9 protein-coding genes and 1 pseudogene are annotated in these 13563 nt (G+C 29.7%); 6 read left to right on the top strand and 4 right to left on the bottom strand.

Features of this window, described 5'->3' with window-relative positions; translation table 11 throughout:
• Both GQ540_RS10385 and nhaC read left to right on the top strand, forming a co-directional pair.
• Positions 1-1125: aminotransferase class I/II-fold pyridoxal phosphate-dependent enzyme (locus tag GQ540_RS10385; protein WP_291800747.1), on the top strand; the 1125-nt coding region annotated here is incomplete at its 5' end.
• 109 nt (positions 1126-1234) lie between these two features.
• Positions 1235-2701 carry a Na+/H+ antiporter NhaC gene (gene nhaC / locus GQ540_RS10380; protein WP_291800745.1) on the top strand — a complete coding sequence of 489 codons (1467 nt, stop codon included), beginning with the start codon at positions 1235-1237 and terminating at the stop codon, positions 2699-2701.
• A 5-nt stretch (positions 2702-2706) separates the two neighbouring features.
• On the opposite strand, the gene GQ540_RS10375 is transcribed toward nhaC, so the two are convergent.
• Positions 2707-4953: a putative porin gene (locus tag GQ540_RS10375; protein WP_291800743.1), complete on the bottom strand. Its 2247-nt coding sequence runs from the start codon at positions 4951-4953 to the stop codon at positions 2707-2709.
• 110 nt (positions 4954-5063) lie between these two features.
• Here GQ540_RS10375 and GQ540_RS10370 point away from each other — a divergent pair, with 110 nt between their 5' ends.
• Positions 5064-5666, top strand: coding sequence for a ribonuclease HII (locus tag GQ540_RS10370; protein WP_291800741.1), 603 nt, complete (start codon positions 5064-5066; stop codon positions 5664-5666).
• Between the two features lie 56 nt (positions 5667-5722).
• A complete protein-coding gene (locus GQ540_RS10365) occupies positions 5723-6775 on the top strand; it encodes a nucleoid-associated protein (protein WP_291800739.1) in 1053 nt (350 codons plus the stop codon).
• Positions 6776-6870: 95 nt separating this feature from the next.
• On the opposite strand, the gene lipB is transcribed toward GQ540_RS10365, so the two are convergent.
• Positions 6871-7578 carry a lipoyl(octanoyl) transferase LipB gene (gene lipB, locus GQ540_RS10360; RefSeq protein ID WP_291800737.1) on the bottom strand — a complete coding sequence of 236 codons (708 nt, stop codon included), beginning with the start codon at positions 7576-7578 and terminating at the stop codon, positions 6871-6873.
• Entirely contained in the window at positions 7578-7736 is a 159-nt protein-coding gene (locus GQ540_RS10355; RefSeq protein ID WP_291800735.1) for a YqaE/Pmp3 family membrane protein, read from the bottom strand. Before GQ540_RS10355 ends, lipB begins: the two co-directional genes overlap by 1 nt.
• 92 nt (positions 7737-7828) lie before the next feature.
• Here GQ540_RS10355 and gldA point away from each other — a divergent pair, with 92 nt between their 5' ends.
• Positions 7829-8722, top strand: coding sequence for a gliding motility-associated ABC transporter ATP-binding subunit GldA (gene gldA / locus GQ540_RS10350; protein ID WP_291800733.1), 894 nt, complete (start codon positions 7829-7831; stop codon positions 8720-8722).
• A 6-nt stretch (positions 8723-8728) separates the two neighbouring features.
• On the opposite strand, the gene dnaE is transcribed toward gldA, so the two are convergent.
• A complete protein-coding gene (dnaE, locus tag GQ540_RS10345; protein WP_291800731.1) occupies positions 8729-13198 on the bottom strand; it encodes a DNA polymerase III subunit alpha in 4470 nt (1489 codons plus the stop codon).
• A gap of 289 nt (positions 13199-13487) precedes the next feature.
• Between dnaE and rpsP the strand changes: the two are divergent.
• A pseudogene (gene rpsP / locus GQ540_RS10340) lies at positions 13488-13563 on the top strand (30S ribosomal protein S16); the annotation flags it as partial.

The following is a 13563-nucleotide window of genomic DNA, read 5'->3' as shown; positions in this document are numbered from 1 at the left end:
TTTTTACATGCAAAAACAATGCTTGATACTTTTGAAGGTCATGCAGAAGGTTGTTATTTATATTCAAGACATACAAGTCCAAGTAATTTATATTTAGGTGAAGCATTGGCAGCTATGGAATTTACAGAAACTGCAAATGTTGCAGGTTCTGGAATGGGTGCAATTACATCTGTATTTATGCAAGTTTGTGGTGCAGGTGATCACATTGTTTCAAGTAGAACAATTTATGGAGGCTCATATGCATTCTTAAAAAACTTTGCTCCAAAATTTAATATTTCAACATCGTTTGTAGATATTACTTCATTAGAAAAAATTGAAGCAGCTATACAACCTACAACTAAAATGATTTATTGCGAATCAATTAGCAATCCATTATTAGAAATTGCAAATATTGCTGAATTGGCGAAAATAGCTAAAAAACACAATGTGCTTTTGGTGGTAGATAATACATTTTCCCCGTTGTTAATTTCCCCTCAAAAATTAGGGGCTGATGTAACTATACATAGTTTAACCAAATTTATAAATGGTACAAATGATACCGTTGGAGGTGTAGTTTGTGGTTCTCAAGAATTTATTAATAGTTTACGAAGCGTACATGATGGAGCTGCAATGCTGTTAGGTCCCGTGATGGATAGTTTACGAGCTGCAAGTATCTTAAAAAACCTAAGAACACTGCATATAAGAATGAAAAAGCACAGTGAGAACGCAATATATTTAGCAGAACATTTTGAAAATGATGGGTTAAAAGTTGTGTATCCAGGTTTGAAAAGTCATAAGGACCATGAACTTTTTAAAACAATGTATAATTCAGCCTATGGTTTTGGTGGAATTATGACAGTTGATGTTGGGTCTTTAGCAAAGGCAAATGAATTAATGGAATTAATGCAAACAAACAACTTGGGTTATTTAGCTGTGAGTTTAGGGTTTTATAAAACACTATTTAGCGCACCAGGTACTAGTACCTCTTCTGAAATTCCTGAAGAAGAGCAAGCTAAGATGGGGCTTTCTGATGGAATCATTCGTTTTTCTATTGGTTTAGATGATGATATTGAACGTACGTATAGAGCTATGCATAAATGTATGACGGAAGTTGGTGTTTTTGAGAAAAAAGAATCTCTGATGTAATACGTTGATTTAAATAAATAATGTAAAACCCCTCACAAAATTTGTGAGGGGTTTTACATTTGTAAATACTTTCAAATTTGCGTATCATTACATTCCTAAAGATATTAGAATGCAAGACAACAAAAATTTATCAGAAATAGAGATAGAAAATCAAAAAATAATTCAGAATAAAGATTTAAATATATTTGAAGCTCTAATTCCAGTAGTACTTTTAATGGGAATGTTAGCCTATAATATATTTTTTGCTGATGGAGAATTGTTGGGCGCATATTCAAATCAATATATTTTGTTAACGGGTGGAGTTATAGCAGCCATTGTTGGTTTTTTAAATAAAGTATCTTTAAGAATAATGTTAAATGAAGTTGTTGAAAACTTGAAAAGTGTTATGGTGCCCATATTAATTTTATTTCTTGTAGGCGCATTAGCAGGAACATGGTTGGTAAGTGGTGTAATTCCGGCAATGGTTTATTATGGACTTCAAGTATTAAACCCAACAATATTTTTACCAGCATCTGTAGTTATAGCAGCTATTATTTCTATTGCTACAGGAAGCTCTTGGACAACTTCAGCAACTGTTGGTATTGCGTTGGTTGGCATAGGAAGTGCATTAGGAATACCTTCAGGAATGATTGCAGGAGCGGTAATTTCAGGAGCTTATTTTGGAGATAAAATGTCGCCTTTAAGTGACACTACAAATTTAGCACCTGCAATGGCAGGAACAGATTTATTCACACACATTAAATATATGGCATTTACAACCGTGCCAACTATTATAATTACATTAATTGTTTTTAGTATTATAAGTTTAAATATTTCAACAACCGGAACTGCAGATGTTAGTGGTTTGTTAAATACTATTAAAAACACATTTCATATTACACCTTATTTGTTTATTGTTCCACTGGTTGTTATTGCTTTAATTTTATTAAAAACAAAGCCATTAATAGCATTAGGAGTTGGTGTTATTTTAGCAGCAATTTTTGCGTTTATTTTTCAAAATGATGTGTTAAGTAATTTGTCCAGCTCTAATATAAATGCTATTATCAATGCAATTTTTGTGGATACTGAAATTGTAACGGATAATGAAAAACTAAATGAATTATTTAGTGCTGGCGGAATGAAAGGAATGCTTTGGACAATTTTTCTTATTTGTTGTGCAATGGTGTTTGGAGGTGTTATGGATGGTATTGGTGCTTTAGCAAAAATAACGAAAGAATTATTAAAAATGGCAACTTCAATTTTTGGGTTATTTTTTAGTACAGCTATGAGTTGTATTGGCTTAAATGCAATAGCTTCAGATCAATATTTAGCAATTGTAATTCCTGGAAAAATGTTTAAAAACGCTTTTGAAGATAAAGAATTAGCACCAGAAAATTTGAGTAGAACTTTGGAAGATTCTGGGACAGTTACTTCAGTATTAATTCCTTGGAATACATGTGGAGCTTATCAATCAAGTGTTTTGGGTGTTGGCGTAGCCGAATATGCCATATTTGCAGTTTTTAACTGGTTAAGTCCAATTATGACCTTAATTTTTGCGGCCTTCCAAATTAAAATTAAGCAATTAGTAAAAAAATAAGTAGTTTAAATAAACCAATTCCAAACTAACCCAAAACGTACAGTTAAATCTCTATACGGATAATTTGGAGCAGAATAATAGTTTCTTCCAGTAAAACTTGCGTTTAAATTTTCAACCTTTAAAAAGATCCTGGTTCTTCGTATTTGAGCATTTGCGAAAAAATCAAAAACAGGAAAATCTCCTATTTCTGTACTATTTTGCAGTACAAATTCACTTAGTAACGGATTGTATGCATTTGCTTTATGTGAAGTAAAATATTTAAACGTTACGCCTGTTTGTAAATACATAGGTTTTCCTTTAAACACATAACTAGAGTAGTACAATGTGTTTCTTGTAACCAATTCAGGAACTCTAAAAAATGCTTCACCTTTAGAAACATTTTGGTACATTATTGTATTATCTAAAGTGAATTTTTTATAACGAATAGCCTTGCTTGCTTTTACTTTAAGATAGTTTAAAGTTTCAGATGCCTGAACAGGTTTTGAGCTTTCATTAAAATAAGTATAATCATCAATTAAGTGATAGCTAGCTTTAAAATTACCCCATTTTTCTGATTTAAATTCAGCACCAATAATAGAAATTTTTTCATTAATAAAGTTAGTCTGCCAATTGTAATCTTTATATCCACTTTGGTACAATATTTTATTAAAATCGGGTGTTTTTGAAGTGAATTCAGCAAAACCTTTAAAGCTAAAAAGACTATCTTTTTTAATCATTGCTGCAGCTTTAACAGTACTTCCTGTGATATCACCTGTAATAATTGATGAAGCATCGGCATTTAAATAAATAGAGCCAAATTGGGTTTTCCAATCAGCACCAACTGCAATAGCGTTTCCCTTTATTTTATCTGAAATTGTTTCAGAATCATAAAATAAAATACTGTTATAATGGTAATTATAATTGTAGTAATTAATTTTAGCTTTTAGAGTACCTGTATATGGAGAATGTAACTGCAAATAAAATTGATTGTCTAATTTTTGATACGAAGTGTGGTCAGATATATTTGATTGAAAAGCATTACCAAAAATTGTATTTGCAGTAGATTGTGTAAAGCGATAATGTTTTGTTTCATACATAAAAGTATGCCCAAGCTTTAAATTTGTATCAGTTTCTTGAACTGCAATTAATTGCGATGAATCAATTTTTATCTCAAAAGCAACTATTGATAAAGAGTCAATTTTAATCTTATTTTGCGTTGCAATAGAATCTAACCTAGCTGTTGTTTTTTTATAAGTTAGAGAGTCAGTTTTAAATGTGATATTTTTTGTGATTGAATCAGTATTTATAAGTGATTCACTTTTAGCAGTATTATTAACTTGCTTTTTTGTAGAAATTGAATCGTTTTTTAAAATACTAATTTGTTTCAGTACAGCATTGTAATTTTTAAGCTTACCTGAAACTATTAAATTGTGTTTTTCAATGTTATTTTTTTTAGAAAATAGGGTGAATAATTGCTCAAAATAATACCGTTTACCTTCTAATACATTTTCTACATCGGTAAAATTCACGTCTAATCTTGCTCTATCAATAAAATTGGGGTCGTTGTTTTCAAAAGACACAATTGAAGCATCAGTTAATCCTCCGTTTTCATCATTTGTTAAATCAAAAGAAGAAAAATGACCACGAGCATAATAGTTTTTGTTTTTGGAATGATAATTAAAAGTGCTTCTAAAGTTTCCGTGACTAGCTAATGAATTTCTGTATTTTCCTAAAGACCGAAGACCTTTGTATGCAATAGAAAAATTAAACTGTCTAGATGTATTCATGGTTAAAAAAGCATCTAAAACCTGTCCTTGTTCTAAGCCTGTTTTATACATGATTTCTGAAGTTGGGGTAGGTACTTCATAATATGAAATATCTTCAACTTTAAAATAATTAAAATGTTTAGCATTTGCTCCAATTGTAGGAAGTAATGAACTGTTTTCAAACGTATAACCTAACTTATTATAAGTTTGGCCTTGGTTATGAAAAGGTAGTAGTTCAAAATTATCTTTTCTAAGGTGGTTAAATATAAAATCTTTTTTTAAAGTTAAAGTAGTATCAACAACCGTAGTGTCGTTTTGAATAGAGATAACCTTATAATCTGTATATTTTGTTAAACCATCTAGTTTAATTTGTACTTCCTTGTTAAATGAAGTACTATCGTTTCTTGAAATATTGTCAATTCTACCCGATTTATCAGGTCTCATTATTTGAGCATTTACAAATGTAAGAGAAAACCCAAAAATTAATACTAATAAAACTTTTTTCATATAAAACATTAAGCAGCAAAGGTAAAATATTTGAACGAAATTTAACTCACTATATTTTAACGATTCAATTAAATAATTTTTAACTTATTTTTGTGTGTCATTATTAAAATATGAGTCTTAAAAGATTTTTTTTAAAAAACAGTATTGAAGTTGGTACAGATGAAGCTGGGAGAGGTTGTTTATCTGGTCCGGTAGTTGCTGCAGCAGTTATTTTACCTGTTGATTTTCAGCATCCATTATTAAATGATTCAAAACAATTAACTGAAAAACAGCGAGAACTATTACGCCCGTTTATTGAAAAAAAAGCATTGGCATTTGGAGTATCGTATGTTTCTGAAACTAAAATTGATGAAATAAATATTTTGCAATCTTCAATTTTAGCAATGCATAAAGCTATTGATAAATTAACTATTATTCCAGAGCATATTATTGTTGATGGAAATAAATTTAATTCATATAAAAATATTCCGCATACAACAATTGTTAAAGGTGATGCTAAATTTATGAGTATTGCAGCGGCTTCGGTGTTAGCAAAAACGTATAGAGACGATTTTATGAAAAAGTTAGATGAAGAATTTCCACAATATTTTTGGAGAAAAAATAAAGGATATCCAACAAAACAACATAGAGAAGCAATTAGAGAGTTTGGTATTACTAGTTATCACAGAAAATCATTTAAATTATTACCAGAACAATTAAAATTAGAGCTATAATTTCTAAAAAAATCATTGTAAAAATAATACATTTGCTTACTTCAAAAATGTAACAAATGATTAAAAGAAACAGAGCAACCATTTCAAAATTTATAATTCACAAAGTAGGGAACAAGTTTAATAGTGCTACTAATATTTTTTCAGAAAGTGCAGTAACTTTTGATGAAGAAAGTTACGAATTAATGAAGCCTTTTTTGTTAAAACCTTTTGGAAATGTGAGTGAAAGTTTTCGTTTTAATCATCATGCAAATATTGAGTTGAATGAAATTAATAGTTATGCTTCTCAAATTTTTAATGATGAAACTACTTTTGTTGAAATATCAAAACATATTGTAAATCACTTGTTTGAACAATCAAATTCAGCGCAAATAAAAATTGGCGATGTAATTATAGCCTTGTTTGAAGATGTTGAATATAAAGAAGTTGTTACACAGGCTATTGGAGTTTTTAAAATTGAAAACAAGATTGATTTTTTTCAAACTTTTATGGAAAAAGATAGTTTAGATGTGTTAGTTCAAAAAGGAATTAGTACTAGAAAATTAGATAAAGGATGTTTAATAATTAATTCGAGCGATGGGGAAGGGAAAGTAGTTTTAAGTGTTGACACCAATAATTATGATGCGCAATATTGGTTGAATCATTTTTTAAATGTAAAATATGCTGATGATAACAACCAGCACACACAAAATTACATTGAAATGTGTAAAGATTTTTCAGAAGAAATTATAAAAGAAGATTTTGGGATTCATGAAAAAAGTAAATTTTTAGCCAAAACAGTTGATTTTTTCAAAGAAAATGATGCAATTAACATCAACGATTTTAAAGAAGATGTTTTTAGTGAAAATGAAGATTTTAAGCCGTTGTTTGATGATTATAAAAAACAATTTGAAGATGTAAATGATGTGCTAGTAAGAAATCAGTTTGCAGTATCTGATATTGTGTTGAAAAAGCAAAAGCAAAAAATTAAAACTGAAATTAAATTAGACACTAATATTCAAATTAAACTAGATATTGATGCGCCAGATGCAGCAAGTGAATATTTAGAAAAAGGATATGATGAAGAGAAAAAAATGAAATTCTACAAAGTGTATTATAACGAGGAGGATTAAATTTCAGTTATCAGTTATCAGTTATCAGTTATCAGTTATCAGTTATCAGTTATCAGTTTGCAGATGTTGCTTTGTCATTCTAAGTTTAAAAGATATTAACCAATGTTTTCATCAACAAACTCTACTTCAAAAAGCGTTTCGAAATTTCTCATAATTTTTTCTTTTACTTCTTCTAAAGGTACTTTTCTATTCAATTCAACTTCTAGTGAAGTAACCGCTTTCCCTTTAATTCCGCAGGGAATAATATTGTCAAAATAACCCAAGTTGGTATTTACATTTAATGCAAATCCGTGCATAGTTACCCAGCGGCTAGCTCTAACACCTAAAGCACAAATTTTACGAGCAAATGGTGTTCCAACATCTAACCAAACACCTGTTTCACCTTCGCTACGTTCAGATTTTATACCGTATTCTTCCAAAGTTTTAATAATCACTTCTTCTAAAAAACGCAAGTATTTATGAATGTCAGTAAAAAAATTATCTAAATCTAAAATTGGGTAACCAACCAATTGTCCAGGTCCATGATACGTAATATCACCACCTCTATTTATTTTGTAAAAAGTAGCTCCTTTAGCTTTTAGTTGGGTTTCATCAAGTAATAAGTTGCATAGATCTCCACTTTTACCTAAAGTGTATACGTGAGGATGTTCAACAAATAATAAATAATTTGGTGTTTGGGTGGTTACATTATTTTTTCGGTTGTTAATTTTTATGTCAACTACACCTTTAAAAAGCTCTTCTTGATAGTTCCAAGTTTCTTTATAATCCTTTAAACCTAAGTCTAATAATTTAACTTTTTGCATTAGTTATTAGGGTTGTTATTTATAATTAATGCAGCAATTACACCCGGAATCCAACCTAAACAAGTTAAAATAAATACTATTATAATAGATCCGCAACCTTTATCAATAACAGCTAAAGGTGGAAAAATAATGCATAATATAACTCTAAAACAGCCCATTTATAATTTTTTGACAAAGGTCTGTAAAATATATTTAGGATACAACGTTATTAAATAGGAGTTAAATTGCAATTAAAATGTATTTTTGTTAAATGTCTATTGAAGTAAAAAACATCACTAAATTATATGGTACGCAAAAAGCGTTAAATGCTATTAATTTCACGATTAATAAAGGTGAAATAGTTGGATTTTTAGGTCCTAACGGAGCAGGAAAATCGACTTTAATGAAAATTCTTACGGGTTATATTAATGCAACAGAAGGTGAAGCTTTAGTGAATGATTTTAATGTTGCTACTCACAAAATTGAAACTCAAAAAAGCATTGGTTATTTGCCAGAACACAATCCGTTGTATTTAGAAATGTATGTGAGAGAGTATTTGCAATTTAATGCTAAGATTCATAAAATTCCGAATGAAGAAGTGCTAAAAATTATTGATAAAGTAGGTTTAACACCCGAAGCTCACAAAAAAATAAGTCAGCTATCAAAAGGGTATAGGCAGCGTGTTGGTTTAGCGGCAGCTTTATTACATAATCCTGAAGTGTTAATTTTAGATGAACCAACTACGGGATTAGATCCAAATCAATTATTAGAAATAAGAAGTTTAATAAAAGAAGTTGGGAAAGATAAAACAGTGTTATTTTCAACGCATATTATGCAAGAAGTTGAAGCTGTTTGCGATCGTGTAATTTTAATTAATAAAGGTAAAATTGTTGCTGATAAAAATTTAAAAGAACTTAAAAAAAATCAAGATCAAGTATTAGAAGTTGAATTTGATTTTAAAATTGAAAAAGAGTTTATAAATTCAATTTCAAATTTAAAAAAGGCCAATAATATACACGATACTTCTTGGGTTTTAACGTTTAATACTTCAAAAGATATGAGAGCAGTTGTTTTTGATTTTGCTCATGATAACGGACTTAAAATCCTGAATTTAACTACTAAAAACAAGAATTTAGAAAGTTTGTTTAGAGAATTTACTTCATAAAATGTCTTAATTAAGCTTAAACTTAATTTCAGATGTTTTTAACTGCTTTAAAAATTCATTATCTACTTTTACTTTAAATGACCTGCTATGAAGATTTAATTTCATTTTCTCATCCAAATCATAAACCATAATATCTATAGGAATATCACCTTCGTTTTCTTTTAAAAAAGTCTTTAAATTTTGAATTTTAGCTTCATTTAATGAGTTAATTTCTAATTGAATTGTAATTTTTTTGGACTGTTTTTCAAGTACATCTTGTAAAATTTGAATATCAGTAAAATTAATTCTAGGTTCACCAGTTTTCCCATCTGCATTTCTCCACCCAGGGCTTATGTTTACTTTAAATTGACGAAACTCATGTTCTACTAAATAAGGTTTAAATTTTAAATAAGTGTCTTTAAAAATTCTAAATTCATGACTATCATTATAATCTACAATAAAAAATGAAGCCCATTTGTTTCCATTTTGAGATGTTCTATGTTGCACATCAGATAAAATTCCTGCAAAAGTAAAATTTGAACCTGTATGTTTACTTAAATCTTCTTTAAAAGTAGTGATAGTAGTATTACAAAAATATTTAATTTCATTTTTAAAATCGTCTAGAGGATGACCAGAAATGTAAATTCCAACCAATTCTTTTTCTTTAGATAACTCTTCCATCATTCCCCATTTTTCAGCAAATGGAATCTCAGGTTCAGGAAATTGAATTTCAGAAGCTTCTCCAAACATAGATATTTGTGCCGAGTTTTTATTTTCCTGAAACTTATTTCCATAACGGATTGCTCGTTCAATAAAAGTAACACCTTTTTCATCTAATTGATAGTATTGAGCTCTATGAACATTTTTAAAAGAATCTAGCCCACCAGCCATAACTAGTCCATCAAAAGCTCTTTTGTTTGCTGCACGTAAATCTACACGTTTTGTCATGTCAAAAATAGAAGAGAAATTTCCATTTTCTTTTCGTTCATTAATTATCGCATCAACTGCTGAGCCACCAACGCCTTTTATAGCGCCCATTCCAAAGCGAATAGCTCCTTCATTATTTACAGCAAATTTCAGAAACGATTCATTAATATCAGGACCCAAAACGGAAATCCCTGCACGTTTACATTCTTCCATAAAGAACGTAACTTGCTTAATGTCATTCATGTTATTTGATAATACTGCAGCCATAAATTCAGCAGGGTAATGTGCTTTTAAATATGCTGTTTGGTAAGCAATATAAGCATAACAAGTTGAGTGAGATTTGTTAAAAGCATAGGCTGCAAATGCTTCCCAATCTTTCCATATTTTCTCTAAAACTTCTTCTGGGTGGTTGTTTGCTTTTCCACCTTTAATAAATTTTGGTTTTAATTCAACAAGCATAGAAAATATTTTTTTTCCCATTGCTTTACGTAGTTTATCTGCTTCACCTTTGGTAAAGCCAGCAAGTTTTTGAGAAAGTAACATTACCTGCTCTTGATACACCGTTACACCGTAGGTTTCTTTTAAATATTCTTCCATTTCTGGCAAGTCATACTCAATAGCTTCTTCTCCATGTTTACGCATAATAAACAACGGGATATATTCCATTGGTCCTGGGCGATACAATGCATTCATGGCAATTAAATCGGCAAACTCTGTTGGTTTTAACGATTTCATATGCTTTTGCATTCCGGGTGATTCATATTGAAAAACACCAATTGTTTCCCCACGTTGAAAAAGTTCGTATGTTTTTAGATCATCTAATGGGAAATCATCGGGAATTAATTCAATTCCATGAATTGCTTTTACAATTTTTACGGCATCTTTTATAAGGGTTAAGGTTTTTAATCCTAAAAAATCCATTTTTAGTAAGCCTGCGCTTTCCACAACATTGTTGTCAAACTGCGTCACGTACATATCACTATCTTTCGCCGTTGCAACTGGAATTAGATTTGTGATGTTTTCTGGTGTAATAATTACACCACAAGCATGTATTCCAGTATTTCTAACTGAGCCTTCTAAAGCGCGTGCTTGTTTTATGGTTAGTGCTTCTAAATCATCACCTTCAGAAATTCTTCTAAGTTCTTCTACGCATACCATTTCTTCAGCTCTTAAGCCTTTTACTTTGTTGATGCTTTTAGCATCTTCGCCAAATATATTTTGAAGTTTTAACCCAGGAATTAACTTGGCTATTTTATCAGCTTCATGTAAAGGTAAATCCAAAGCTCTTGCAGTATCTCTAATAGATGATTTTGCTGCCATAGTACCATAAGTGATAATTTGTGCTACTTGGCTTGCTCCATATTTATTAATTACAAATTCAATAACTTTTTGGCGACCTTCATCATCAAAATCAATATCAATATCGGGTAATGATACACGATCTGGATTTAAGAAACGCTCAAAAAGCAAATCGTATTTAATTGGGTCAATATTTGTAATCCACAGGCAATACGCAACTGCTGATCCGGCTGCAGAACCACGTCCTGGCCCAACTGAAACACCCATCTTACGAGCTTCTAAAATAAAATCCCAAACAATTAAAAAATAACCAGGGTAACCAGTCATTTTAATAATTGATAATTCAAAATTTAAACGTTCTTTGGTATCTTCATCTAATATATCTCCATACCTTTTTTTAGCGCCTTCAAAAGTTAAATGTTTTAAATAAGCATTTTCACCACGTACACCACCATCAATTTCATCTTCAGGATTTATAAATTGTTGAGGTATATCAAATTTTGGAAGTAAAACATCTCTTTTTAAAGTGTAAATTTCTATTTTATCAACAATTTTTTGAGTATTTGAAATGGCTTCGGGTACATCTAAAAACAAACTTTTCATTTGTTCTTGACTTTTAAAATAGTATTCGTTATTTGGTAAACCGTATCTTAACCCTCTACCTTTTCCTTTTGGAGTTGCTACTTTTTCACCATCTTTTACACATAATAAAATATCATGTGCTTCAGCTTCATCTTCAGTGGTGTAAAAAGTATTATTGGTAGCAATTAATTTAACTTGGTGTTTTTTTGAAAATTGAATTATAACATCGTTTACGTGATTTTCGTTTTCTTGGTTATGACGCATCACTTCCAGATAAAAATCGTCATTAAATTGCTCCTTCCACCAAAGTAAAGCTTCTTCGGCTTGTTTTTCACCAATATTTAATATTTTACTTGGTATTTCACCATATAAATTTCCTGAAAGTACTATTAAATCTTCTTTGTATTTTTCAATGATAGCTTTGTCAATTCTGGGAACATAATAGAAACCATCAGTATGTGAAAGAGACGACATTTTTGCTAAATTATGATATCCATTTTTGTTTTTTGCCAAGAAAACTATTTGGTAACCATTATCTTTATGTGACCTATCAGTATGGTCTTCACAAACATTAAATTCGCAACCAACAATTGGCTTAAAATAGATTCTAGTTTGCCTATTTGTTAAAAATTGAGTTAAATCTAGTTTTTGTGAGTTTTCTTTATCAATAACTCCTTCTTCAATTTTTTGTAATTTAATTTTTTCAATTTCTGGTTTTTCAATTTCATCATGTTTTTTATCAATTTCATCATTATAAGCAACAGCTTCTTGATTAAAATAGTAAGCTCCCATCATATTGCCAGAATCGGTTAAAGCTACAGCTGGCATATTATTTTTTATAGCTGAATTGATAAGGTTACTAACACTTGAAGTAGATTGTAATACTGAAAATTGTGAATGGCAATGTAAATGTGAAAAATTTATATTTTGAAGTTCTTCAATCACATCGTCAGAAATTGTAGGTACTTCTATTTTTGTCTTTTCTTTTGTTTTTAATTTTTGACTTTCCTTTTTAAGGTTTAAATGTTTTAAGCCAATAACATTTATAGTAGTAGGGTTTTTTGCGTCAAAATTTTGGAAATATTCATTAGGAACATCAAGTTGTTCAATAGTATAATTTCTACGTCTTATTAATTCTAAAAAACAACGAGTTGTAGCTTCTACATCAGCAGTTGCATTATGTGCTTCGCCAAAAGGAGTATTGAATAAATGTTGATGTAATTCAGTTAAAGTTGGTAATTTAAATTTCCCATATCTTCCACCTGTAATTTGACATAAACTAGCAGTTTTTTCAGTACAGGTATCTAAAACAGGTAGCTTGTTTAAGGTAGAGTTGATCTCTTTTCTGTGAAATTCACAGCCCATAATGTTAAGGTCAAACTTTACATTTTGTCCAACTACAAATTTAGATTTTGAAAGTGCTTCATTAAAAAGAACTAAAACCTCATCTAGTTTTTTTCCTTTTTCAACTGCTAATTGTGTAGAAATTCCGTGTATTTGTTCAGCGTCATAAGGAATATTATATCTTTCAGGTTGAATTAGATAATCTTGGTGCTCAATTAATTCGCCATATATATCGTGTAATTGCCATGCTATTTGAACACATCTTGGCCAATTATCTGTATCAGTAATTGGTGCGTTCCATTTTTTTGGTAAACCAGTGGTTTCTGTGTCAAATATTAAAAACATGTACTAAAATATTTTGTGAAAGTATGAGGTTTTAAAAGTATGAATTTAAAAGATTTTATAATTCTTAACTTTCGCTTTTTTATTAACAAATTATTTTTTGTTTTAAAATAACGTTAATTTTTATTGAACTAATTGATAATCAGTTTTTAAGGTTGTTAATATCATTGTTTTTAAAGATGTGTTAATTGTTTTGAAATAAGCCAAAATATAGTATATTTATTGAAAATAACTCACTATATTTGCGCACTTAATTAATAACCAAGGTTTCGTACCTTAAAATTTAAAACAAATGCCAGTAAAAATTAGATTACAAAGACACGGTAAAAAAGGAAAACCATTCTATTGGATAGTAGCTGCAGATGCAC

The organism is Lutibacter sp. (genome assembly GCF_013139515.1).
GTDB lineage: Bacteria > Bacteroidota > Bacteroidia > Flavobacteriales > Flavobacteriaceae > Lutibacter.
Note: the sequence above shows the minus strand (reverse complement) of the source record. Positions and strands in the feature narration are given on the sequence as shown.